Origin of the sequence: Saccharothrix deserti (assembly GCF_009769385.1) — a bacterium.
GTDB lineage: Bacteria > Actinomycetota > Actinomycetes > Mycobacteriales > Pseudonocardiaceae > Actinosynnema > Actinosynnema deserti.
This window is the reverse complement of sequence record NZ_ML775961.1, coordinates 328,521-351,108: the sequence shown is the minus strand read 5'-3', so window position 1 is coordinate 351,108 and position 22,588 is coordinate 328,521. Positions and strand designations below refer to the sequence as shown.

23 protein-coding genes are annotated in these 22,588 nt (G+C 70.9%); 15 read left to right on the top strand and 8 right to left on the bottom strand.

Annotation, left to right across the window (positions count from 1 at the left end; all coding sequences use genetic code 11):
* Positions 1-62 precede the first annotated feature (62 nt).
* Positions 63-503, bottom strand: coding sequence for a hypothetical protein (locus FM051_RS06360; RefSeq protein WP_158841604.1), 441 nt, complete (start codon positions 501-503; stop codon positions 63-65).
* Between the two features lie 333 nt (positions 504-836).
* Between FM051_RS06360 and FM051_RS06355 the strand changes: the two genes are divergently transcribed.
* From FM051_RS06355 to FM051_RS06340, 4 genes are all read left to right on the top strand, one after another.
* The gene (locus FM051_RS06355; RefSeq protein WP_158841602.1) at positions 837-1,277 is read left to right on the top strand and encodes a MarR family winged helix-turn-helix transcriptional regulator; all 441 of its coding nucleotides are present in this window, start codon (positions 837-839) and stop codon (positions 1,275-1,277) included.
* Positions 1,274-1,402 (top strand): hypothetical protein, encoded by a 129-nt coding sequence (locus FM051_RS53030; protein ID WP_274383485.1) that lies wholly within the window; start codon positions 1,274-1,276, stop codon positions 1,400-1,402. Before FM051_RS06355 ends, FM051_RS53030 begins: the two co-directional genes overlap by 4 nt.
* A 129-nt stretch (positions 1,403-1,531) precedes the next feature.
* Complete coding sequence (locus tag FM051_RS06345) at positions 1,532-1,888, top strand: YciI family protein (protein WP_158841600.1); 357 nt, start codon at positions 1,532-1,534, stop codon at positions 1,886-1,888.
* A 1-nt stretch (position 1,889) separates the two neighbouring features.
* Positions 1,890-3,134, top strand: coding sequence for an RNA polymerase sigma factor (locus tag FM051_RS06340; protein ID WP_158841598.1), 1,245 nt, complete (start codon positions 1,890-1,892; stop codon positions 3,132-3,134).
* A 108-nt stretch (positions 3,135-3,242) separates the two neighbouring features.
* On the opposite strand, the gene FM051_RS06335 is transcribed toward FM051_RS06340, so the two are convergent.
* Positions 3,243-4,286 (bottom strand): threonine aldolase family protein, encoded by a 1,044-nt coding sequence (locus FM051_RS06335; RefSeq protein ID WP_158841596.1) that lies wholly within the window; start codon positions 4,284-4,286, stop codon positions 3,243-3,245.
* A 97-nt stretch (positions 4,287-4,383) separates the two neighbouring features.
* On the opposite strand from FM051_RS06335, the gene FM051_RS06330 reads away from it, so the two are divergent.
* The 3 genes from FM051_RS06330 (at position 4,384) to FM051_RS06320 (ending at position 6,225) form a co-directional block, all read left to right on the top strand.
* Positions 4,384-4,914: an antibiotic biosynthesis monooxygenase gene (locus tag FM051_RS06330; RefSeq protein WP_158841594.1), complete on the top strand. Its 531-nt coding sequence runs from the start codon at positions 4,384-4,386 to the stop codon at positions 4,912-4,914.
* 22 nt (positions 4,915-4,936) lie between these two features.
* On the top strand, positions 4,937-5,512 hold the full coding sequence (locus tag FM051_RS06325) for a pyridoxamine 5'-phosphate oxidase family protein (RefSeq protein WP_158841592.1): 576 nt from the start codon (positions 4,937-4,939) through the stop codon (positions 5,510-5,512).
* Positions 5,513-5,721: 209 nt separating this feature from the next.
* Complete coding sequence (locus FM051_RS06320) at positions 5,722-6,225, top strand: NADAR family protein (protein WP_158841590.1); 504 nt, start codon at positions 5,722-5,724, stop codon at positions 6,223-6,225.
* On the opposite strand, the gene FM051_RS06315 is transcribed toward FM051_RS06320, so the two are convergent.
* Positions 6,212-7,141, bottom strand: a complete 930-nt coding sequence (locus FM051_RS06315) for an NADP-dependent oxidoreductase (protein ID WP_202918718.1) — start codon at positions 7,139-7,141, stop codon at positions 6,212-6,214. The two genes, FM051_RS06320 and FM051_RS06315, sit on opposite strands and share 14 nt — an antisense overlap.
* Before the next feature lie 191 nt (positions 7,142-7,332).
* Here FM051_RS06315 and FM051_RS06310 point away from each other — a divergent pair, with 191 nt between their 5' ends.
* The 4 genes from FM051_RS06310 to FM051_RS06295 are packed head-to-tail and all read left to right on the top strand — an operon-like array spanning position 7,333 to position 13,229.
* A complete protein-coding gene (locus tag FM051_RS06310; protein ID WP_238412165.1) occupies positions 7,333-8,616 on the top strand; it encodes a hypothetical protein in 1,284 nt (427 codons plus the stop codon).
* On the top strand, positions 8,613-9,593 hold the full coding sequence (locus FM051_RS06305) for a glutamate ABC transporter substrate-binding protein (protein WP_158841588.1): 981 nt from the start codon (positions 8,613-8,615) through the stop codon (positions 9,591-9,593). Before FM051_RS06310 ends, FM051_RS06305 begins: the two co-directional genes overlap by 4 nt.
* Position 9,594: 1 nt before the next feature.
* Positions 9,595-10,668: a hypothetical protein gene (locus FM051_RS06300; RefSeq protein ID WP_158841586.1), complete on the top strand. Its 1,074-nt coding sequence runs from the start codon at positions 9,595-9,597 to the stop codon at positions 10,666-10,668.
* A complete protein-coding gene (locus FM051_RS06295) occupies positions 10,665-13,229 on the top strand; it encodes a serine/threonine-protein kinase (protein ID WP_158841584.1) in 2,565 nt (854 codons plus the stop codon). Before FM051_RS06300 ends, FM051_RS06295 begins: the two co-directional genes overlap by 4 nt.
* A gap of 38 nt (positions 13,230-13,267) precedes the next feature.
* On the opposite strand, the gene FM051_RS06290 is transcribed toward FM051_RS06295, so the two are convergent.
* Positions 13,268-14,476 (bottom strand): RNA-guided endonuclease InsQ/TnpB family protein, encoded by a 1,209-nt coding sequence (locus FM051_RS06290; protein ID WP_158841582.1) that lies wholly within the window; start codon positions 14,474-14,476, stop codon positions 13,268-13,270.
* 128 nt (positions 14,477-14,604) lie between these two features.
* Between FM051_RS06290 and FM051_RS06285 the strand changes: the two genes are divergently transcribed.
* From FM051_RS06285 to FM051_RS06270, 4 genes are all read left to right on the top strand, one after another.
* Positions 14,605-15,573 (top strand): protein phosphatase 2C domain-containing protein, encoded by a 969-nt coding sequence (locus FM051_RS06285; protein WP_158841580.1) that lies wholly within the window; start codon positions 14,605-14,607, stop codon positions 15,571-15,573.
* Entirely contained in the window at positions 15,563-16,852 is a 1,290-nt protein-coding gene (locus FM051_RS06280; RefSeq protein ID WP_158841578.1) for a vWA domain-containing protein, read from the top strand. Before FM051_RS06285 ends, FM051_RS06280 begins: the two co-directional genes overlap by 11 nt.
* A gap of 3 nt (positions 16,853-16,855) precedes the next feature.
* Positions 16,856-17,548, top strand: coding sequence for an FHA domain-containing protein (locus FM051_RS06275; protein ID WP_158841576.1), 693 nt, complete (start codon positions 16,856-16,858; stop codon positions 17,546-17,548).
* A 111-nt stretch (positions 17,549-17,659) separates the two neighbouring features.
* Positions 17,660-18,058, top strand: a complete 399-nt coding sequence (locus FM051_RS06270; protein ID WP_158841574.1) for a RidA family protein — start codon at positions 17,660-17,662, stop codon at positions 18,056-18,058.
* 11 nt (positions 18,059-18,069) lie between these two features.
* Here the strand turns inward: FM051_RS06270 and FM051_RS06265 are convergent, their stop codons facing one another.
* From FM051_RS06265 to FM051_RS06250, 4 genes are all read right to left on the bottom strand, one after another.
* Positions 18,070-19,323: an APC family permease gene (locus tag FM051_RS06265; protein WP_158841572.1), complete on the bottom strand. Its 1,254-nt coding sequence runs from the start codon at positions 19,321-19,323 to the stop codon at positions 18,070-18,072.
* Positions 19,324-19,433: 110 nt separating this feature from the next.
* Positions 19,434-20,357, bottom strand: a complete 924-nt coding sequence (locus FM051_RS06260; RefSeq protein WP_158841570.1) for a methionyl-tRNA formyltransferase — start codon at positions 20,355-20,357, stop codon at positions 19,434-19,436.
* On the bottom strand, positions 20,354-21,565 hold the full coding sequence (locus FM051_RS06255) for an argininosuccinate synthase (protein WP_158841568.1): 1,212 nt from the start codon (positions 21,563-21,565) through the stop codon (positions 20,354-20,356). Before FM051_RS06255 ends, FM051_RS06260 begins: the two co-directional genes overlap by 4 nt.
* A 26-nt stretch (positions 21,566-21,591) precedes the next feature.
* Positions 21,592-22,329: a HalD/BesD family halogenase gene (locus tag FM051_RS06250; protein ID WP_158841566.1), complete on the bottom strand. Its 738-nt coding sequence runs from the start codon at positions 22,327-22,329 to the stop codon at positions 21,592-21,594.
* Positions 22,330-22,588: the final 259 nt, after the last annotated feature.

Sequence of the window (22,588 nt, the reverse complement as noted above, 5' to 3'; positions counted from 1 at the left end):
GGCGGGCGGGATCGGCCCGGGGGGGTGGACTGCGGGCCCCCGGCCTGCCCCCACCACTTACGTCAGTCCTTCCAGCAGGTCTCCTTCTTCCACACCTGCTCGCCGTTGTGGTTGATCGTGACCTTGAAGCACTTGTCCTTGCGGTCGAAATCGATCTTCACGCAGACCTTTTTGCCGTGCTTTTCCACGCAGACCCTGTCGTCCTTCTTCAGGGTCCACTCCTTGACCAGCTTCCCGTAGATGAAGACCTTGATCGTCACTCTAACGGGTTTGACGTCGAAGTCACAGGTCACCTTGACGTGCTTGTTGTGCCATTCGCCGCAATCTTTCTTTCCCCGTGTCGCGTCATCGGTGGCCGTCCGGGTGTCGGCTTGCGCGAATGCCACCTCGGCGACAGCGCCGGTGGCCGGGCTGAGGGCCGTGGACGCCTGGGCGATGCCGGAAAGCGAGAACAGTGCGAGCAGTGCGGCGAACCCCACCGCAACGAGTCGGACCTTTTTCATTATCGAAACTCCATGTCTTGTGATAAATCGACTCCGGCCGTTCCTGGCCGGGTAGCACCTAAACGTGGGACTCGAAATCAGTTCCACACGTCGCGCTCGGCGCGGACGCCGCACCAAGTGTTATCGCGACGAGGTGATCCGGTCGGGTCCCGGTGGACCGAAAAAGCACACTCACCGGGGTGAATCGCCGACGACGCAGGGTCGTCCGAGATTGTCGAACATTTTTCGTCGGTTCGGGTTCCGGTGGACGGGTGCCGCCGTCCCGGTCCACGGTCGTTGAGTGCGGTCGGGGTAATCGTTGGTATGGCCAACAAGTCGGTAGACTGCGGCGGCATGGAGACCAGGATGACGCCCCAGCGGCTGCGCAGCACGTCGACCTGGCTGCTCGGTCAGGCCACGACCCACGCGCACCGGCTCGTGACGGACGCCTTGGGCGCGGTCGGTGCGCGGCGCTACCACTACTCGCTGATGGCGGCGCTCGAGGAGTTCGGACCGGCCAGCCAGGCGGACCTCGGACGACGGGGCGGCCTGGACCGCAGTGACGTGGTGGCCACCGTCAACGAGTTGGCGGACAGGGGGTTCGTCGAGCGCAGGCCGGATCCGGCGGACAGGCGGCGCAACATCGTGAACATCACCCCATCGGGTGAAGCCCACCTGCGCCATCTCGACCAAGTGTTGGGCCAGGCGCAGGACGCGCTGCTGGCGCCGCTGTCGGCGGCCGAGCGGGAGGAACTGGCGCGGATGCTCAACGCGGTCTTGAAGCACCACGGATGACCGGGACCATGCGGGCCGTCGTGCTCAGCGGGCCGGGTCCGGCGGAGAACCTGGCCGTGGTGGAGGTGCCGGTGCCCGAACCGCCGCCGGGTGGGTGCGGGTGGAGGTCCGCGCGTTCGGGGTGAACCGGTCCGAGTTTCACACCCGGCTGGGGCCGGCCTCGGAAATCGTCTGAGAATTTTTCCCGGCGTCGTGTCGATCGGGTCGTCGGCCGTTCGTGTAGAGGGCAGGAACCCCGACTTGAGGAGGACGAGATGACCCAGTACCTGATCAGCGTGATCGAGCCGACCGGCTACGGCATCCCGGAGCCGGAAGTGCTCGATCGGATCATGAAGGACGTGGAGGCGGTGGACGCGGACATGCGGTCGGCCGGCGTGTGGGTGTTCGCCGGCGGCCTGCACGCGCCGGACACGGCGACCACGCTGCGCCCGCAGGAGAACGGCGACGTGATCGTCACCGACGGCCCGTTCACCGAGTCGAAGGAGCACATCGGCGGCTTCAGCATCATCGACGTGCCGGACCTGGACGCCGCGCTGGAGTGGGGGCGCCGGATGAGCGTGGCGTGCACGCTGCCGGTCGAGGTGCGGCCGTTCCAGGACTTCCCCGGCTGACGTGACCCCGGTCGAACAGGTCTTCCAGGCCGAGTACGGCCGGTCGGTGGCCGTCCTGGTCCGCGTCTTCGGCGATATCGACATCGCCGAGGAGGCGGTCCAGGACGCGTTCGTCGAGGCCGTGCGCCGCTGGCCGGAGACCGGGGTACCGCCGAGCCCGGCGGGGTGGATCATCACCACGGCCCGCAACCGGGCGATCGACCGGCTGCGCCGGGAGTCGTCGCGCGACGACAAGTACGCCCAGGCCGCGCTGCTGCACGCCCGTGGGGAACACGCCGAGGACGAGGCTTTCGAGGTGGACGCGGTGGGCGACGAGCGGCTGCGGCTGATCTTCACGTGCTGTCACCCGGCGTTGAACCCGCCGGCACGGGTGGCGTTGACGTTGCGGCTGCTCGGCGGGTTGTCGACGGCGGAGATCGCGCGGGCGTTCCTGGTGCCGGAGGCGACCATGGCGCAACGGCTGGTGCGGGCGAAGGCGAAGATCCGGGACGCGCGGATCCCGTACCGGGTGCCGGGCGAGGCGGAGCTGCCGGACCGGCTGCGTGCCGTGCTCGCGGTGGTGTACCTGGTGTTCAACGAGGGCTACTCGGCCAGTTCGGGTGACGCGCTGGTGCGCGAGGACCTGTGCGCGGAGGCGGTGCGGCTCGGGCGGGTGCTGGCGGAGTTGATGCCCGACGAGCCGGAGGTCCTGGGGCTGTTGGCGTTGATGCTGCTGCTGCACGCGCGGAGTCCGGCGCGCACCGGCACGGACGGCGGCTTGGTGCGGTTGGCCGACCAGGACCGGTCCTTGTGGGACCGGGCGATGCTGGCCGAGGGCCGGGAGCTGGTGCGGCGGTGCCTGCGCCGCAACCGGCCCGGCCCGTACCAGGTGCAGGCGGCGATCAACGCGGTGCACAGCGACCCGCCGCCCACGGACTGGGCGCAGGTCGTGCAGCTGTACGACCACCTGCTGGCGTTGACGCCGACGCCGGTGGTTGCGTTGAACCGGGCCGTCGCGGTGGCCGAGGTCGACGGGCCGGAGGCGGCGTTGGCGCTGGTCGAGGGCCTGGCGCCGGAGAACTCCCCGATGGACCGCTACCACCTGTTCCACGCCATCCGCGCCGACCTGCTGCGCCGTCTCGGCCGCGATTCGGCGGCGGCCGAGGCCTACCGGCGTGCGCTGGACCTGGCCGGGAACGCCGCCGAACGCGACCTGCTGCGCCGCCGCCTGGACGCGGTCACCGGCCCAGCCCAGTCACCGGATTAGCGCCGCCGGCTCGACGCGGTCGCAGGCTCAAGCCGGTTACCCGGTCGTCAGCTGCCGGATCGGCGCCACCGGGCTCGACGCGGTCACCGGCTCGGGTCGGTTGCCGGATCAGCGCAGTTGCCGGATCAGCTCGGCTACCTCCTGCGGGGTGAAGTCCAGCGACACCACGCCGACGGTCAGTTCGATGCTGCACCGCGTCAGATCGGACGACGCCTTGGGTCGCTGCGGCAGCTCGATGCCGGTCTCCTCGAGGATCCGCTTCGCCGCCGCCGCGACGGCGTCCTTCGGTGCGGGCAGGTGGATGTGGAACAGCGGCGTCTGCGGCACCTCGGGTTGGGTGCGGGCGTAGCCGTCGGCGTTGATCGCGGCGGCGATGGCGCGGGCGTGGTCGCGGAACTCGGCCATCCTCGGCAGCACCTCGTCCAACCCCATCAGGGCCGTGACGGCGGGCGGCCAGGCGTCCGGGGTCGCGCCGCCGAGCCTGCGCCGCCACACCGACGCGGTGTCGATGGTCTCCTGGTCGCCCGCGAGCACCGCGCCGCGGGTGCCTTCTAGCCCTTTGTAGAGCGAGACGTAGACGGTGTCGAACAGGTCGGCGATCTCGGCGAACGGCCGCTCGTAGTAGGTCTGCGCCTCCCACAGCCGGGCGCCGTCCATGTGCGCCGCCGCGCCGCCGTCGCGGGCCCACTTCGTCTGCGCGACCAGGTCCTCCCAGGTGGGCAGGAGGCCGCCGATGTCCCGCTGCGGCAGCTCCAGCAGCAGCGCGGCAATGGGTTCGCGGACCTCGGCGAGGTCGTCGAGGGTGATCAGACCGTTGTGGTCACCGACCATCCGGTGGCGCAGGCCGTGCACCGCGTTGTAGCCCTCCTCCTCCCACACCGCGAGGTGGCACTGGGGGTGCGCGGCGAACGTGCGGCGGCCGGTGCGCTCGGCGTGCACGCGCAGCGCGGTCTGCTGTGCCATCGTGCCGGAGGGGAAGAACAGCGCGGCCGGTTTGCCGAGCAGGTCGGCGATCCGCTGCTCCAGCTCCTTGGTCGGCTCGTCGAGGCGGGTGCCCGGCGGGACTCGTTCGAGCAGTCGGCGCAGCACCGAGTGCGGGTCTTGGCGGAGCCGGGAGTGCTGGACCAGGGAGCGACGGATCTCGGGTGCCATGGAGGGAGTCTGGTGTTGTCGCCAAGCATTTGCAACAACGTTTCACCAGTCACCTGACGGATGCGGCCGCACGGGCGCCGACCGTAGCGTCGGTGGCATGGATCTGACTCGTGAAGACGCCAAGCTCGTGCTCGTCAACCACGGCCGTGTGCCGTTCGAACCGCGTCCCGACGGCCTGCTGGACGTGCGGTGGCTGGAGCACCTCGACAGCGGCGACGTCGTCACCTACTCGCAGTGGTCCGGCCCGGCGAACGTGGACGGGGCGGTCGCCTACCGCCGTTACCGGTCCGGTGGCCTGGCCGAGCCGGAGCGGCCGGTGGGGTGCGTGGTGCTGGTGACGGCGGAGTTCGACCGGCCCGACGTCGCCGAGGAGTGGATCGACCTGGTGTTCGCGGCGCTGGCGGCCGACGAGGTGCCGCACCCCGGCGGGATCTCCGCGACCTTCCACGTGAGCGAGGACGGGATGCGGATGCTGAACTACGCCGAGTGGACGTCGGCCCAGGCGCACAAGGACGCGTTGGCGCGCGGCAACGGCTCGGTCGGTCTCGCGCCCGAGTGGCAACGCGTCCAGTCGTTCCCCGCTCTCAAGAAGGCCGGCGTCAAGCGATACCGGGTCGTCGGCGAGTGACGCGGGCGGCGATACTGGCGGCATGGGGAAAACCTATGCACGGATCGAAGGACGTCTGCGCGAGTTCATCGAGGAACAGCCGGTGTTCTTCACCGCCACCGCGCCGCTGTCGGCCGACGGGCACGTGAACGTGTCGCCGAAGGGCCGCAAGGGCACCTGGCGGGTGCTGGACGACCAGCGGGTGGCGTACCTGGACTTCGGTGGCAGCCACGCGGAGACCATCGCCCACCTGCGGGAGAACGGCCGGATCACGCTCATGTGGTGCGCGTTCGACGGTCCGCCGAACATCGTGCGGGTGCACGGGACGGGCGAGCCGGTGTTCCGCGACGACCCGAGGTTCCCCGAGCTGGTGGCCGGGTTCGGCGAGGCGGACGGGCCCGCGCTGCGCGCGGTCGTGGTGGTGACCGCGAAGCTGATCAGCGACACCTGCGGGTTCGCCGTGCCGTTCATGGACTACCGGGGTGAGCGGACGCTGCACGAGGACTACTTCGGCCGCAAGTCCGACGAGGAATTCGCGGCCTACTGCGAGAGCAAGGACTACAACGCGGTCAGCATGGACGGGCTGCCCGCGCTGCCGTTGCCCCTGCCGCCGCGCTAACCCTTGAACCCCGCCGGGTGGTCGTGCAGCCAGGCGGCGAGGGCGGTGAAGACGACTCCGCGCAGCGTCATCGTGCGGACTCGCCCTCACCGGTGGAGGACCGGGCGGCCTCCCAGGTAGGCCAGGACGGCGGCGAACACGATGATCACTCGCATGATGAGCAGGACGTGCGGGCTGGGGCGAGGTTGCCGTGTGACACCGTCTACCCCATGGCGAAGTACCTGTTCTTCTGGGGCCACGAGGCACGGCCCGGCGCGCCGGTCGGCAAGCAGTGCCTCAGCCAGTGGTGGGAGGCGCCGTTCACGGTGGACGGGCGGACCTACCGGACCGCCGAGCACTTCATGATGTGCGGCAAGGCGCTGCTGTTCGGCGACGAGGACACCGCCGCCCGGGTGCTCGCGGCGCGCACGCCCGGTGAGGCGAAGGCGCTGGGCCGCCAGGTGCGCGGGTTCGACGAGGACGCGTGGGCGGCCGCGCGGCTGGACATCGTGGTGCGCGGGAACCTGGCGAAGTTCGGCGCGCACGACGACCTGCGGGACTACCTGCTGCGCACCGGGGACCGGGTGCTGGTGGAGGCGAGCCCGTTGGACCGGGTCTGGGGCATCGGGTTGGCCGCGGACGACGGGCGCGCGGCCGACCCGAGCACCTGGTTGGGCCTGAACCTGCTGGGTGAGGCCCTGATGGACGTGCGGGACCGGCTCAGACGACGGTGAGCACGATCTTGCCCTTGGTGTGGCCGGAGTCGATCAACTCGTGCGCCTTGGCGGCCTCGGCCAGCGGCAGCACCGAGTCCAGTTCGGGGCGCAGCACGCCGTTCTCGGCGAGTTCGGCCAGCGCGAGCAGCCCGTGCCGGTCCGGTTCGCACAGCACGACGGCGGTGCGGACGCGCGTGCCCGCGGCCTCGACCAACTGGCCGTAGCCGCCGCCGAGGATGGTCACCACGATCCCGCCGTCCTTGACCGTGGGCACGGAACGGGCCGCGATGTCGCCGCCGACGGTGTCGAACGCGACGTCCACGTCCCGCACCGCGTCGGCGAAGTCGACCGCGGTGTAGTCCACGACCTCGTCGACGCCCAGGCTGCGGACGAAGTCGTGCTTGCCGGCGCTGGCGGTGCCGATGACGTGGGCGCCCCGGGCCTTGGCGATCTGCACGGCGACGTGCCCGACACCGCCCGCGGCGGCGTGCACGAGGACCCGTTGACCGGCTCGGAGGTCGGCGGTCTCGACCAGGCTCTGCCAGGCGGTGAGGCCGACCAGCGGCAGGGCGGCGGCGTGCGGGTGGTCCAGCGTGCTCGGCTTGCGGGCGAAGTGGCGGGAGGGTGCGACGACGTACTCGGCGTAAGCGCCGGCCTGGCGCGGGAACAGCGGCATGCCGAAGACCTCGTCGCCGGGCCGGTGCACGGTCACCCCGTAGCCGACCTCCTCGACCACGCCGGACACGTCCCAGCCCAGCACGAACGGTGGTTCGCCGAGCAGGTTGGGCGCCTGGCGGGTCTTCGCGTCGACCGGGTTCACCCCGGCGGCGTGGACCCTGACCAGGACCTCGGTGGGGCCGGGTTGGGGTTTGGGGAGGGTGACCTCGTGCAGCACCTCCGGGCCGCCGAGTCGGGTCTGGCTGATGGCGCGCATTGAACTCATGACTTCGATCGTCGTCGATGTGTCCGGGTTCGGCCAGCGGCCGGTTGGCCAACCCCCGAAAAGATCAGGCCAGTAGCAGCGGCCGGCGGGCCGGTTCGGTCCAATCGCGTCCTGATTGGTGGATTTCGATCTACGCTAACGGTGCGGCGAGTGGCGCCGATCACCTCGGGAAGGAGGCGGTCGTGCTGGTCGAGGCTCAGCGGAATCGCGGTGCCCTGCGCCGGGTAACCGGTCTGGCCCGCAGCACGCCGGGTCGGCTGAGCCTGCTGGCCCTGCTGCTGATCGTGGTGAGCCTGCTGGTCGGGGCGTTGACGGCGGGCGCGGTGCAGCGCCGGTCGGACGCGTTGGAGGCGTTGGCCGACCGCAGTGAGCCGCTGGCGTTCGCCGCCCAGGAGGTCTACCGGGCGATGGCGGACGCGGACGCCACGGCGTCGAGCGCGTTCCTGTCCGGTGGTGTGGAGTCGGCGGTGCTGCGGCAGCGGTACGAGGCCGACGTGGCGAAGGCGGCCGCGGCGTTGTCGGCGGCGACCAGCGAGATCACCCGTTCCCCCGAGCTGACCGAGTCGCTGTCCACGCTGTCGGGCCAGTTGCCGGTGTACACGGGTCTGGTCGAGACGGCCCGCGCGCACAACCGGCAGGGCAACCCGGTGGGCGCGGCGTACCTGCGGGAGGCGTCCACGCTGATGCGGGAGCAGATGCTGCCCGCCGCGCAGGGCCTGTACGAGGTGGAGACCGGGGACGTGGTGCGCGACCTGGAGGACGCCGGGTCGCTGCCGTGGCTGGAGTTCCTGCTGGGCGCGCTGGCGTTGGCGGTGCTGGTGTTCGCGCAGCGGTACCTGACCCGCAAGACGAACCGGGTGTTCAACCCCGGTCTGCTGGTGGCGACCGCGTTGACCGCGATCTCGCTGCTGTGGGTGCTGACCGCGAGCCTGGTCGTGGTCTACAACGCCTCCGCCAGCAAGAACGAGGCGTCGCTGGTGGACACGCTGGCACGGGCGCGGATCGCGACGCTCACCGCGCGCGGCGACGAGACGCTGACGTTGGTGGCGCGGGGCAGCGGCGCGGCGTACGAGAAGCGCTACGCCGAGGTCGACAAGACCCTGGACGACCTGCTGACGCGGGCGCGGGCGACGACCGGGACGCCGCCGCTGATCGAGGCGGTCGACCACCACGCGCAGTGGCAGGAGGCGCACCGCAAGGTCCGCGCGGCCGACGACGCCGGCGACTACACGGCGGCGGTGACGCTGGCGTTGGGTCGGGACGCGACGGGCGCGGCCACGGCGTTCGACGAGTTGGACATGGACCTGGTGGACGCGATCGGCGCGGCGCGGGCGGAGTTGACCGACGCGATCGGGCGGGCGCGGGCCGGGTTGGGCGGCGCGGTGCCCGCGGTGGTGGTGCTGGCGTTGCTGGCGGCGGCAGCCTCGACGTTCGGGTTGTGGCAGCGGCTGAAGGAGTACCGATGAAACGGCTGCCCGCGGTGACGGTGCTGCCGGCCGTGGTGCTGGCGGTGGTGTTGGCGGCGTGCGCGCCGGTGCCCAGTGGCGCGCCGGCGATCGGCGGCGGCTCGGCGGTGCCGCCGCGACCGGCCGGTGTGGAGGAGCTGACCGCGCCGCCCAGTGGTGCGACGGTGGCGCCCGCGTCGTGCGATCCCACGGCGAGCCTGCGCCCGACGGGCCCGTTGCCCACGCCGGGGCAGATGCCGGGCGGGTCGACCATGGCGCGGATCCAGGCGCACGGCCGACTGGTGGTGGGCGTGGACCAGAACACCTACCTGATGGGGTTCCGCAACCCGTTCTCCGGCGAGTTGGAGGGTTTCGACGTCGACATGGCGAGGGAGGTCGCGCGGGCGATCTTCGGCGATCCGGGCGCGATCCAGTTCAAGGTGCTGACCTCCGACGAGCGCATGCCGGCCCTGGAGGAGCGCAGGGTGGACATCGTGGTGCGCACCATGACGGTGAACTGCGAGCGCTGGCAGCGGGTCAACTTCTCCACCGTCTACTACCACGCCGGGCAGCGGGTGCTGGTGCCGTCGAACTCGGAGGTGACGGGCATCGAGTCGTTGGGCGGCAAGCGGGTGTGCGCGACGAAGGGGTCCAGTTCGCTGGCCAACGTGGCGGCGGCGCCGTCGAAGCCGGTGGCGGTGTCGGTGCCGAACTGGACGGACTGCCTGGTGATGCTCCAGCAGGGGCAGGTGGACGCGATCTCCACCGACGACACGATCCTGGCCGGGTTCGCCGCGCAGGACCCCTACACGAAGGTGGTCGGCCCGCAGTTCACCGCCGAGCCGTACGGGATGGCGTTCCACAAGGCGGACGAGGACTTCGTGCGGTTCGTCAACGCGCTGCTGGAGCGGTTGCGCGCGGACGGCACGTGGGCGTCGATCCACCGGCGGTGGCTCGGTGCTCCCCCGGCCCCGCCCGTCGCCGTGTACCGGGACTGACATGGACACCCTCGACGAGGAGTTGGCGGCCCTGCTGCGGGAGAGCGACCGGGTGGCCGAGTCGTTGTTGGCGATGGAGGACCACCCCGGTCACCGGTTGCTGCGGGATGCCGCGCTGACCGGTGGGACGGCACGGCGGTGGCAGGCGACGAACGCCGGCATGGTGCGGCTGTGGGAGTGGTTCGACGCCTACCGGGCGCTGCTGCGGCAGGCCGCGGACACGCGGGACCCGGTGGAGCTCGGGCGGCTGCTCCGCGAGCCCGCGATCGTGCTGCACGAGCAGGCGGCGCCGGTGCGGACCTTGACCGGCCCGGCCCAGGTCGCGGAGCGGGTCACCCTGCGCGAGCTGGTCGCCCGGATGAAGTCCCAGTACGCCGAGGTCACGGCGGTGCTGACGGAGGCGCACGAGGCGTGGACGCGGCGGCTGGAGCTGCTGGACCCGTTGACCGGACTGCTGGCCGGGCTGGACTCGCCGGGCGCGGAGCGGCTGCGGGCGGAGGTGGCGCGGGCGCACGCCCGCGCGGTGGCCGACCCGTTGACGCCGGACCCGTCGGCGGCGGACCTCGCCGCACGGGTGGGTGAGCTGAGCGCGCTGCACCGGACGTTCGACGCGCGGACGGCGGCCGTGGAGCGGCGGGTGGCCGAGGTGGAGTCGATCCGGGCGCGGGCGCGCGAGGTGCGGGCGGCGGTCGTGGCGGAGATCGCCGGGAGCCACCCGGAGGTGTCGGGCGGTGACGTGGCCGGGGCACTCGAACGGCTGCGGCGGCGTTTTCCGGATGTGGCGGAATCGGACGTGGCCGCCGTGGAGACGGCGGTGGGTGTGGCGCTGGAGCGGGCGCGGGAGGTGCTGGCGCACCTGACCGGGTCGCTGGACCGGCGCGCGGAGCTGCGCGGCCGGTTGGACGCCTACCGGGCGAAGGCGGGCGGCCGCGGGTTCGCCGAGGACGCGGAGCTGTCGGCGTTGCACCGGCAGGCCCGTGACGTGCTGGCCGGCGCGCCGTGCGACCTGGGCGCGGCGACGGTGGCGGTGCTGCGGTACCAGCGGGCGGTGCTGGCGAGGACGGAGGCCCGATGAGGACGTGTCCACGAGCCGGCTGCGGCGGGGCGATCGACGACGACGGCTTCTGCGACGTGTGCGGGTTGGAGGCGCCGGTCCTCGCGGCGACCGCGCCCGACACCGGACCGGGCGGCGGGACGGCGGGCGGTGCACGTGCGGGCCGCGGTGCCGGGTCCGGACCGGATCCACAGGGTGACGCGCCGGCCGCTCGCGGCCACCGTGAGGGCGGCCGGCCGGGCGGCGGGCGTGCCGGCGGCGGTCCCGGTGTCGGGTCGGCGGGTGATGCCGGCGTCGAGTCGGGCGGCGGTGCCAGCGGTGGTGCCGGCGTAGGGGCAGGCGGTGCTGCCGGCCCGGACAGCGGTTCCGACAGCAGCGCGGACACGGGTACGGCGACGGGTGCGGCGACGGGGCGTGACACGGGCCCCGGGACGGCGCCGTGGTCGGCCGCGACGGCGTCCGGCCCCCGGTCGCGGCGGGCGTCGGCGTCGACCCGCTCGTCGGGTCGCGGTCGGCTGGGCGCGGGCCTGGTGGAGGTGCCGCGGGTGCCGTACCGGGACCCGAAGGTCGCCGTGCTGACCGATCCGGAGGTGCCGGAGGCGAAGCGGTTCTGCTCCAGCTGCGGCAAGGAGGTCGGCCGGAGCCGGGACGGCAGGCCCGGCCGGGTGGAGGGGTTCTGCGCGCACTGCGGGCACCACTACTCGTTCACCCCGAAACTGGCGCCCGGCGAGGTGCTGCACGACCAGTACGAAGTGCTGGGGTGCCTGGCGCACGGCGGGCTGGGCTGGATCTACCTGGCCGCCGACCACGCGGTCAGCGACCGGTGGGTGGTGCTGAAGGGCCTGCTGGACTCCGGTGACGCGGACGCGATGGCCGCGGCGATGGCGGAGCGGCGGTTCCTGGCCGAGGTGGAGCACCCCAACATCGTCAAGATCCACAACTTCGTCCGGCACGCCGACCGGACCAGCGGCGAGCTCGTCGACTACATCGTGATGGAGTACGTCGGCGGCACGTCGGTCAAGGACATGATCAAGCAGATGCGGGCCGACGGCACCGGCACCGAGTCGCTGCCGGTGGCGCAGGCGATCGCCTACGCGCTGGAGGTGCTGCCCGCGTTGGGCTACCTGCACGGGGTGGGCCTGCTGTACTGCGATTTCAAGCCGGACAACGTGATCCAGACCGAGGAGCAGTTGAAGCTGATCGACCTGGGCGCGGTGCGGCGCATCGACGACCGGCACTCCCCCATCTACGGCACGATCGGCTACCAGGCGCCGGAGATCGGCACGGACGGCCCGTCGGTGGCCTCCGACCTGTACACGGTGGGTCGGGCGCTGGCGGTGATGAGCTTCCAGTTCGACTTCCGCGGCCGGTACAAGGAGTCGCTGCCCGATCCGGACGAGCAGCCGTTGCTGCGTCGGCACGACTCGTTCCACCGGTTCCTCAAGCGGGCCACGCACCGGGACCCGGAGCAGCGGTTCGCCACGGCCGAGGAGATGGCCGAGCAGTTGACGGGTGTGCTGCGGGAGGTGTTGGCGCAGCAGGACGACGTGCCGCGGCCGGGTGTGTCGCGGCAGTTCACGCCGGAGCGGCGGTCGTTCGGCACCGAGGGCTGGCTGGATGTGCGGGCGGCGGCCAGGGGGCTGCCGGTGCCGCAGGTGGACACCTCCGACGCGGCGGCGGGGTTCCTGGCGACGGCGGCGACGACCGGTGATCCGGATCAGGTGGTGGCGGCGTTGCGCGCGGCCCCGGTGCAGACGGTCGAGGTGCGGTTGCAGGTGGTGCGGGCGTTGATCGAGGCGGGCCGGGTGGACGAGGCGGTCGCGGAGTTGGACGACCTGACGTCCCCGTTCGACCCGGACGACCCGCAGACGCCCGCGTCGGACGACTGGCGGCCGGGCTGGTACCGGGGTGTGGCGGCGCTGGTGGGCGGTCGGGCGGACCAGGCGCGGGCGGCGTTCGAGCAGGTGTGCGACGTGCTGCCGGGTGAGGCGGCGCCGAAGCTGGCGGTGGCGGTGTGCGCGGAGTCGCGGGGCGACGGCGACGCGGCCACGGCGTTCTACGAGGTGGTGTGGCGCACCGATCACTCGTACGTGTCGGCGGCGTTCGGGCTGGCCAGGGTGTTGTTGGCGCGGGGCGACCGGGAGGCGGCGGTGGGGGTGCTGCACTCGGTGCCGGACACGTCGATCCACCACGTGGCGGCGCAGGTCGCGGCGGTGCGTGCCCAGATCGGGACGGCTCAGATCGGCACGGCCCAAGCCGGTGCCGCGGGGACCGGTGTTGCGCGGACGGGTGGAGCGTTGTCGGACGTGATGGCGGCGGGTGCGAGGCTGTCGGGGTTGGAGTTGGACGTGGCGAGGCGGGCCGGGTTGACCGCGGAGCTGCTGCGCGTGGCGTTGGAGTCGTTGCCGGGCAACGGTTCGAAGCCCGCGGGGCGGTTGCTGGACTGCGAGTTGAGCGAGTCGGGTCTGAGGTTGGGCCTGGAACGCTGCTACCGGCAGTTGGCGCGGTTGGCGGACACCCCGGAGGAACGCATCGCTCTCGTCGACCGCGCGAACGCGGTCCGGCCCAGAACGTTGGTGTGAACGTGACTCCTCCGCCTGCTGGAGCGGGCGGTTTCGCGCTAAGCCACCGGTGTGGTGTCGCGCAGGACCAGCCCGGCCCTGTGTGCGATGTTGCGTGCGCCGACGACGTCGGCGTGTCCGGTGTGCCCGCACGAGACGCACCGGAAGTCCTCGCCGTGGCGGTTGGCCTTGGCGGTGTGCCGGCATTCCGGGCAGGTCCGGGACGTGTCGGCGGGGTTCACGGGGATCAGTTCGCGACCGGCGCATGCTGCCTTGTGCGCGAGGATTCCCAGGAACATCCGCCAACCGGTGTCCAGGATCGCCTTGTTCAAACCCGCCTTGGCGGCGGCACGGTTCGGCTCGAACGATCCGTCCCCGGCGGGGCGCGGGGACGGGCGGCGGACCATGTTCGCCACCGTCAGCGCTTCGTGGGCGATGACGTCGGCGGTGCGGACCAGGTGCAGTGCGGTCTTGTGGGCGTGGTCCAAGCGTTGGCGGCGGACCTTGCCGTGCAGTGCGGCGACCTTGGCGACCGCCGCGCGGTGGCGGCGGCTGCGCCTGTCGCGGTGGACCCGACCGAACCGGGCCAGGGTGCGTTGGGCGTCGGCGAGCCGGTCCGCGGTGGCCCTGAGGTAGCGCGGGTTGGCGACGTGGACACCGTCACTGGTGGTCAGGAAGTGCGTCACGCCCACGTCGACCCCCACCTGCCGGTCGGTCGGCGGCAGCGGCGCGCTGGGGACGTCGTCGCAGGACAGCACCACGAACCAGCGGTTGCCCTCCCGCTTCACCGACACCGTCTTGACCCGGCCCCGCACGGGCCGGTGCCGGTGCACCCGGACGTGCCCGACACCCTGCAGACGTACGCAGGTGACCGGGTCGTGCGGGGTGGAGTCCCAGCGACAGCCGTCCCCGTCCCGGGGGAACTCGACGGTGTCGAACCTCGCCGCCGACCGGAACCTCGGATGGCCCGGTGTCCGTCCGGCCCTCACCCGCCGGAAGAACGCCCGCATCGCCCTGTCCAGCCAGCGCAGCGTCGCCTGCTGCGAGGAGAACGACCACCGCGCCTGATCCGGGTCGAACCCGCGGATGTCCTTCAGCTGCGCCGACTGGTCCCCGTACCGGACCGTCGTTCGCGACACGTGCCGGTAGGCGTCCCGCCGCTCCTGCAACGCCGCGTTGTAGAGAGCGCAGTGGTCCCGCAGCATCGCCGACAGCGCCTGCGTCTGCTTCGCGGTCGGCCGCAACAGGAACTTGAACGACCGCCTCACCACCGCACCCCCACCCGCTCACCTTACCGAGCAGTCGAACACAGGTTCGGTAGCGACACGACGGCGCTGACGGGCCGACCTCGATTCCCCTGTCGCCCGAAGGCTACGGTTCGCTTGAGGAGAACCTGATGGAGTCTTGTCCCGAGTGCTCGTCGCCGGTGTCGGCGCAGGATCGGTTCTGCGAGGCGTGCGGGCGGAACCTGCGCGTGCAGCGGACCCCGGTGGGTGGTCCGGGTGCGCAGTGGCCGCCGATGTGCGTGTGCGGCGGTGAGGAGTTCGACGCGGACGGGTTCTGCGAGCAGTGCGGGCGGGCGCGTCCGTCGGCGCGTGACCGGGTGGAGTTCGTGCTGCCCGGTGTGGCGGGGGTGAGCGACCGGGGCAAGCGGCGGCAGCGCAACGAGGACTCGATGGCGTTCGGCCGGGTCCGGGGACGTGGTGTCGCGGTGGTGGTGTGCGACGGGGTGGCGTCGTCGGAGCGGGCCGAGCAGGCGTCGCAGACGGCGGTGGACACGGCGGTGGACGTGCTGCTCACCGGGTTGCAGTCGGGGTCGGACGCCGAGGTGGCCACGACGGACGCGGTGATCGCGGCGAACGAGGCGGTGAGCCGGTTGGCGCGGCCGGAGGCGGCCGAGGTGGCGCCGTCCTGCACGTTCGTGTCGGCGGTGATGACCGACGATTCGGCGACGGTGGGCTGGGTCGGCGACAGCCGCGCCTACCTGGTGGCCGAGACCGGTGCGGCGCGGTTGACCACGGACGACACGTGGGCGGCGCAGCTGGTCGCGGAGGGCGTGCTGACCGAGGAGGAGGCGCTGACCGACCGGCGGGCGCACGTGCTGTCGCGGTGGTTGGGCGCGGACTCGGGGATCGAGGCGCCGCAGACGGTGACGTTCAAGGTGGAGACGCCGGGTCTGCTGGTGCTGTGCAGCGACGGGTTGTGGAACTACGTGCCGGAGCCGGAGGACCTGCTGGAGGTGCTGCCGCGCGGGGTGACGCCGATCGAGGTGGCGCGGGAGCTGGTGGAGGTCGCGTTGAAGGCCGGCGGGCACGACAACATCACGGTGGTCGTCGTTCAACTGCGGGGTGGGCATGGCGCTTGAGTTCGCCGTCGAGGTGTTCCAGAACGAGTACCTGCCGGAGGGTGCCGCGGAGGTCAACGCGATCGTTACGGTGACCGCGACCGGGACGGCCGCCGACGTGGCGCCGGTGGCGTCGGCAGACGCGGCCGAGGTGATCATCGTGGACACGTCCGGGTCGATGCGGTACCCGCCGACGAAGCTGGCCGCGGCCAAGCAGGCGACCGCGGCGGCGATCGACACGCTGCGCGACGGGGTGCGGTTCGCGGTGGTCGCGGGCACGGACACGGCCCGGATGGTCTACCCGCGGATCCAGGCGCTGGAGTTGGCGGGTCCGCGGACGCGGGCGGCGGCGAAGGAGGCGGTGCAGCGGTTGCGCGCGGACGGCGGCACGGCGATCGGTCGCTGGCTGGTGTTGGCCGACAACCTGTTCGCCGTGCACTCGGGCGGGCCGAAGCACGCGATCCTGTTGACCGACGGCGAGAACCAGCACGAGACGCCGCAGCAGTTGGCGCGGGTGCTGGACGAGGTGGCGGGCAGCTTCACCTGCGACTGCCGGGGTGTGGGCACGGACTGGCAGGTGTCGGAGCTGCGCCGGATCTCCGAGGCGCTGTTGGGGACGGTGGACATCGTGGCCGACCCGCAGGGGTTGGCCGACGACTTCCGGTCCATGGCGGCGAACGCGATGGGCAAGGCGATGGCGGACGTGTCGCTGCGGTTGTGGACGCCGGAGGGCGCGCAGGTCCGGTTCCTGAAGCAGGCGTCGCCGGGGTTGCTGGACCTGACCGGGCGGCGGGTGGAGGCGGGGCCGCGCACGGGTGAGTACCCGACCGGGGCGTGGGCCGGGGCGGAGAGCCGCGACTACCACCTGTGCGTGCGGGTGAAGCCGGCGAAGGTCGGCGACCGGATGCTGGCGTCGCGGGTCAGCCTGGTCGGGCCCTCGGGTGAGGTCCTGGGACAGGGGCGGGTGCTGGCGACGTGGACCGACGACACGGTGTTGTCGACCCGGATCAACTCCGAGGTCGCCCACTACACCGGGCAGGCGGAGTTGGCGGAGGCGATCCAGGACGGTCTGGAGGCGCGCAAGGCCGGTGACGTCGGTCGGGCGACGGCGAAGCTGGGTCGGGCGGTGAAGCTGGCGCACGAGTCTGGGAACACGGACACGGCGAAGCTGCTGGCCAAGGTGGTGGACGTGGAGGACCCGAGGACCGGGACGGTGAAGCTGCGGGCGCGGGTGGCCGACGCGGACGAGATGACGCTGGACACCCGGTCGACGGTGACCAAGCGGGTCGGGAAGGGCTAGGGGATGGCGACGTGCCCGGCGGGCCACGACTCGGCGACCGACGACTACTGCGACGTGTGCGGCGCGCCGATGCCGGCCGTCGGCTCCGCCGCCGCACCTCGGTCCTCCGGTTCGGAGTCGGGCACGGCCCCGGCGTCGGCCGTCGTCGAGGAGACGTGCGCGGCGTGCGGCGCGGTGCGGGTGGGTCGGTTCTGCGAGGAGTGCGGGCACGATTCGCTGAACCCGGTGGTCGCGCCCACTCCGGTGGCGCCGTCGCCGGCGGAGGTGCCGGTGTCGTGGCACGTGACGGTGGAGGCGGACCGGGCGTACTTCGACCGGGTCGTGGCCGCGGGTGGGCCGGACGCGGGCGCGATGGTGTTCCCGGAGTTCTGCCCGCCGCGCCGGTTCGAGTTGTCGGGTCGGCAGGTGTCGATCGGGCGGCGCAGCCGGTCGCGGGGCATCTTCCCGGGCATCGACCTGCTGGGCCCGCCGGAGGACCCGGGTGTCTCGCACAACCACGCGTTGCTGGTGGCGTCGGGTGAGGGCTGGTCGGTGGTGGACCTGGACTCGACGAACGGGACCACGGTGAACGAGGGCGACGACCCGCTGCGGCCCAACCGCCCCTACCCGTTGGAGCCGGGCGACCGGGTCCACGTGGGTGCGTGGACCACGATCACCCTGCACCGCTCGGGCGGGCGGGCCGACGCAGCCGGCTGAGAGTCTGCTCACCGCAGGTGGCCACCGGCGGGCCGCTTCGTCCGCCACGGGCCATGACGCCTTCCCGGGGACCGGGGATCACCCGTTCGTGGCCGAGGGGGGTGCGGGAACATGGCGGACGTGCACATCACACCGGTAACACCGATCATGACCGCGATTCCCAGCTCTGGCTACTGCCAGGCCGCGAGCGTGTCGGCGGACAGCAGGCTCGTGTTCGTCAGCGGCCAGATCCCCGTCGACGAGAACGGCGTCGTGCCCGAGGACTTCGAGGCGCAGTGCCGTCAGGTGTGGACGAACGTGTTCGCCGCACTCGCCGCGGCGGGGATGACGCGGGAGAACATCGTCAAGGTCACGACGTTCCTCAGCGACCGCGAGTACCGCGCTGCGAACAGCGCGGTACGTCGCGAGCTGCTGGGTGACCACGAACCGGCGGTCACCGTGATCATCACGGGCATCTACGACGAGGCTTGGCTCCTGGAGATCGAGGTCGTCGCCGCCGCTGCCGGGTAGACGTCAGACCGTCAGACCGAGGACCTCTCCTCCGTCTCGGTCAGCTCCTCCGGTTTGGGTTTGCGCAGGGTCACCAGCAGGAAAGCGCTGACCATCAGCGCGATCGCGAAGATGAGACTCGTGCCGAAGAACGGGATCACGGCCACGGTCACGACGATGACCACGATGTTGCAGATGCGGATCGCCTTGCCCACGAGCAGTTTGCGCGCCGCGAAGAACGTCGTGAGGAAGATCAGCAGGAAGGCCGCCGACGAAGCGGTGATCAGCATCGTCTCGTCGGCGCCGCTGAGCGCGAGCAGACCGACCGGCACGCCGTAGCCGGGGATCAGGAACAGCAGTGCGCCGTAGGGCACGCTGCCGCGTCGCGCGATCTTCGCCAGGCCCGCCGGGAGCAGCCCGTCGCGAGCCGAGGAGTAGATCACCCTCGACGTGCCGAGCACCCAGGCGTTCATGGCGAGGATCAGCAGGATCAGCGCGACCACGTTGCCGATCTGGGAGATCTCCCGGCCGGTGGCGACCTGCAGCAACGTCGCGAACGCGGTGATCTGCTTGCCACCCGCGGCTTCCCTCGGCAGCACCAGCACGACGGCCACCGCCATCGCGAAGTACAGCGTGCCGACGCTGACGACGGCCCAGAAGATCGCCTTCGGGTAGGTCTTGGCGGGCTCGACGACCTCTTCGGCGACCGGCGCCGCGTTCTCCCAGCCGACGAACCCGTAGAAGCAGATGATCAGGGCCGTGCCCAGCGACAGCCAGCCGTTCGGCGCGACCGGGTCCAGGTTCTCCGCCTTGGCGTGCGGCATGGACACCGCGATGACGACGACCAGGAAGAAGATCAGGACGCCGAGCACGGTGGCCTGCACCCTTGTGCTCAGCTTGACGCCGAGCAGGTTGAACAGGATCGAGCCGATGACGAACAGCGATCCGACGCCGACGATCTGCAGGTTGCTCGGGTTCGCGTCCCAGATGTTCAGCAGGTAGCGCGCGCCTGCCAGGCCGAGCACCGGGTTCGCGACGAGGAGCGTGAGCAGCAGGAAGGCCTGGATCCACCGGGCGAACGTCTTGCCGAAGGCGATCTCGATGAACTGCGTGATGCCCCGGCTGGTCGGGTACAGGATCGAGAGCCTGGCGAAGATCAGCGCGAACGGGTACGAGTACGCGATCAGCATCAGCCAGGCCAGCAGCGAGAGCGGTCCCGCCTCCGCCGCCGCGTGGCCCGGAATGATCAGCACGCCCACGCCGATCACCGATGCGATGTAGTGCACGACGAGACCTGGCGCGCGCAGGGTGCGTTGTAACGTGGACGAGGGCGTGTCTGACATGTCCGGACAGCTCCGAGTTCGGTTCAGGGGTGTTCGCCTGTGTTGCTGGTCGGTCACGAACCCAGGCGCACTCCCATCTTCTTGAACACCTCGGTCGCGGGACGCGGCTCGTCGCCCTCGACCTGCACCTCGAGCAGGATGATCCCCAGCGCGTCCGGCGAGCCGGTCTGGCCGCACACGACCGCGACACCTCCCTGCGCCTGCCGGACGACCTTGCCGGGTGTGCCGCAGTAGCCGCCGTCGGGCAGCGCGGCGGACTTGACGGCGACCTTGCGGCCGTCGAACGTCGTCCACGCGTTGATGTACGGGTCGGACTGGCCGCGGATCAGGTTGTAGATCCTAGCGGTCGACTGGGACCAGTCGATCATCGTGTCGTCTTCGCCGATGCGGTGGTAGAAGGTCCGCCGCGTCGGGTCCTGCGGTGTGCCGCGGTCGCCCGCGGCCAACTTCTCCAGCGCGGCCAGGGTCGCGGGCACGTACTGCGCGGTGACCGCCTCGTAGACCTGCAGCGCGGTGTCGTGCGGACCGATCGGCACCCGGTGCTGGACGACGGCCGGACCGGTGTCCAACTCCTCCTCCATCAGGTGCACGGTCACGCCCGCCTCGGTCTCGCCGTTGCGGATCGCCCAGTTGACGGCCCCGAAGCCGGAGTACGACGGCAGCAGGGCGTCGTGCACGTTGAGCGCGCCCAGCTTCGCCATGCCCAGCAGGTCGCCCGGCAGCCGGGTGCGCCAGTTCGTGGACACGATGGCGTCCGCGTCGGCATCGCGCAGCAGTTGCCTGATCTCCGGCTCGCGCGCGTTCGACGAGATGTGCACGGGCAGGCCGTGCTTCTCGACCAGTTCGGCGACGTGGGGCTCACCGAGGCCGGTGAACTCGGTCCGGTGGGTGAGGACGAGCGCGACGACGTGTGGCTCGACGAGCGAGTCGACCCCCACGGCGCCGAGTTCTCCATAACCGAAGAACACCAGCTTCATGCGGTGGCCTCGGGCTTGGCGAATCGCAGCGCGTTCATCCGGATGTACCCCTCCGGGTGGCTGCGGTCGAAGGCGGCCGCGCCCTGCTCGAACGAGACCCGGTTGCGGCTGTACTTCGACACCGGCGACGTCCGCCGGACGACGGACACGTTGCCCTTGTAGAAGGAGACCTCGACCTCGCCGGTCACGTTCTGCTGGCTGTGGTCGATCGCGGCCTGCAACATCTGGCGCTCCGGAGCGAACCACAGGCCGCGGTAGACCAGGCGGGCGTAGCGCGGCATGAGCTCTTCCTTGAGCAGCGCCACTTCCCCGTCGATGGTGAGCGCTTCGAGCGCTCGCCGCGCGACGAGCAGCGCGGTGCCGCCCGGCGTCTCGTAGACGCCCCGCGTCTTGATGCCGATGATCCGGTTCTCGACCATGTCGACCCGACCGACGGCGTGCTTCGACGCGAGCTCGTTGAGCCGGGCGAAGATCTCGCTGCCGGTCAGCGCGACCCCGTCGAGCCCCACCGGGTCGCCCGCGGAGAACGACACGGTGATGTTCTCCGGTTCGTCCGGGGCGTCGACCAGGTCCCTGACCCGGCTGAACACGCCCTGCGGCGGCGCGGAGCCGGGGTCCTCCAGCACCTCGCCCTCGTAGGTGGTGTTCATCAGGTTCACGTCGACCGAGTACGGGCGGTCGGCCGCGCCCGTCTTGTCGATGTGGATGCCGTGCTTCTCGGCGTAGGCGAGCAGCTGCGAGCGGGTGTTCAGGTCCCACTCGCGCCAGGGCGTAATGATCTTGATGTCCGGGTTGAGCGTCTGGTACGCCAGTTCGAACCGGACCTGGTCGTTGCCCTTGCCGGTGGCGCCGTGGGCGACCGCGTCGGCGCCGATCTTCTTGGCGATCTCGATCTGCTTGGCCGCGATCAGCGGACGGCCGATGGCCGAGCCCAGCAGGTAGCCGTCCTCGTAGACCGCGTTCGCCCGCATCATGGGGAACACGTAGTCCTGGACGAACTCCTCGCGCAGGTCCTCGATGAAGACCTCGGAGGCCCCGATGGACAGCGCTTTGTCCCTGGCGCGCTCCAGCTCGTCGCCTTGACCGAGGTCCGCGATGAACGCGACCACCTCGCACTCGTACTGATCCCGCAACCACGCCAGGATCACCGAGGTGTCCAACCCGCCAGAATAGGCGAGAACAACTTTCCGCACGTTGTCGGCTACCACTTGACCGATTCTCCTTGCTTGGCCGGTCAGACTCGGAAGAGGTCTTCCATAGTCTCGTGCGAAATGTTCTTGGTCAGATCACGCTGGGCCGCGTAGGCCATGTTGATAATGGTGCGCTGCGCGCCGTCCTCGAGCGGGTGGACGCGGTGCAGGGTTGTATCGGTGCGCAACAGGTAGATGTCACCGGGGCGCAATTCATAGGAATATATCGGATTGTTCACCAACTGTTTGAACACCTGCGGGTCGTCCTTGTCCCACTGGGTGTTGGGCACGGTCTGCACGAATCCGCCCATCTCCACTTCGGGGCAGTCGACGACCAGGATGACGCCGAAGCTGTAGTCGTCCCAGTGCCAGCCGTGGGTGTCGCCCTTGCGTTCCAGGTGGGTGATCACGTAGTGCTCGGGCTCGTACGGGCACTCCATGACCTCTTCGCCCGCGACGCTGGTCAGGCCGGCCAGGAAAGCCGGGGACCGGTAGAGCGCGACGGTGACGCCGTCACGGGCGCGAATGTCGGCCGCGGTGACGTTGCGCATGTAGCGCGGGCTGTTGCCGGTCTCCTTCAGACGCAGGTCGCGCCGGACGGACTGCGCGGCGAGCAGATCCTCGACCTCGGCTGCCACCTGCTCCTTGACCTCATCCGGGAGGAGGTAGGAGACGAGGGCGAAGCCCGTTTCGTAGAACGACTTGCGGGACACCCAGAGCTGCTCGTTGTCCACGTTCAGCCGTAAATGATCTGCGATGGTCGATTCCAACTGCGACGACAAGTCTTTCCTCCCCGTTGAGGCAATGGAGCGAGAGCGGAGAAGAATTACTCACGTCACGACCGGGCCGTCAGCCCGGCCGGGCACCCGTGAAATTCCCCCACGATTCGTCCCCAGAGTTACTACGAATCTCGCCTGGAGAGTATCCGCGTCGGATGGGACTGTCAAGCCGTCACACGATCGGCCCATCGTTGAATGCTGGAACGGCGATACGGTCACCGTTTTGTCCGCCGTTTGAGGGAAGACGATCTCACTACGCTCC

Bases quoted from the DNA above. Each gene is read 5' to 3' on its own strand.
- FM051_RS06360 (WP_158841604.1), bottom strand. From the start codon at position 503: ATGAAAAAGGTCCGACTCGTTGCGGTGGGGTTCGCCGCACTGCTCGCA.
- FM051_RS06355 (WP_158841602.1), top strand. From the start codon at position 837: ATGGAGACCAGGATGACGCCCCAGCGGCTGCGCAGCACGTCGACCTGG.
- FM051_RS53030 (WP_274383485.1), top strand. From the start codon at position 1,274: ATGACCGGGACCATGCGGGCCGTCGTGCTCAGCGGGCCGGGTCCGGCG.
- FM051_RS06345 (WP_158841600.1), top strand. From the start codon at position 1,532: ATGACCCAGTACCTGATCAGCGTGATCGAGCCGACCGGCTACGGCATC.
- FM051_RS06335 (WP_158841596.1), bottom strand. From the start codon at position 4,286: ATGGCACCCGAGATCCGTCGCTCCCTGGTCCAGCACTCCCGGCTCCGC.
- FM051_RS06330 (WP_158841594.1), top strand. From the start codon at position 4,384: ATGGATCTGACTCGTGAAGACGCCAAGCTCGTGCTCGTCAACCACGGC.
- FM051_RS06325 (WP_158841592.1), top strand. From the start codon at position 4,937: ATGGGGAAAACCTATGCACGGATCGAAGGACGTCTGCGCGAGTTCATC.
- FM051_RS06320 (WP_158841590.1), top strand. From the start codon at position 5,722: ATGGCGAAGTACCTGTTCTTCTGGGGCCACGAGGCACGGCCCGGCGCG.
- FM051_RS06315 (WP_202918718.1), bottom strand. From the start codon at position 7,141: ATGCGCGCCATCAGCCAGACCCGACTCGGCGGCCCGGAGGTGCTGCAC.
- FM051_RS06305 (WP_158841588.1), top strand. From the start codon at position 8,613: ATGAAACGGCTGCCCGCGGTGACGGTGCTGCCGGCCGTGGTGCTGGCG.
- FM051_RS06300 (WP_158841586.1), top strand. From the start codon at position 9,595: ATGGACACCCTCGACGAGGAGTTGGCGGCCCTGCTGCGGGAGAGCGAC.
- FM051_RS06295 (WP_158841584.1), top strand. From the start codon at position 10,665: ATGAGGACGTGTCCACGAGCCGGCTGCGGCGGGGCGATCGACGACGAC.
- FM051_RS06285 (WP_158841580.1), top strand. From the start codon at position 14,605: ATGGAGTCTTGTCCCGAGTGCTCGTCGCCGGTGTCGGCGCAGGATCGG.
- FM051_RS06280 (WP_158841578.1), top strand. From the start codon at position 15,563: ATGGCGCTTGAGTTCGCCGTCGAGGTGTTCCAGAACGAGTACCTGCCG.
- FM051_RS06275 (WP_158841576.1), top strand. From the start codon at position 16,856: ATGGCGACGTGCCCGGCGGGCCACGACTCGGCGACCGACGACTACTGC.
- FM051_RS06270 (WP_158841574.1), top strand. From the start codon at position 17,660: ATGGCGGACGTGCACATCACACCGGTAACACCGATCATGACCGCGATT.
- FM051_RS06260 (WP_158841570.1), bottom strand. From the start codon at position 20,357: ATGAAGCTGGTGTTCTTCGGTTATGGAGAACTCGGCGCCGTGGGGGTC.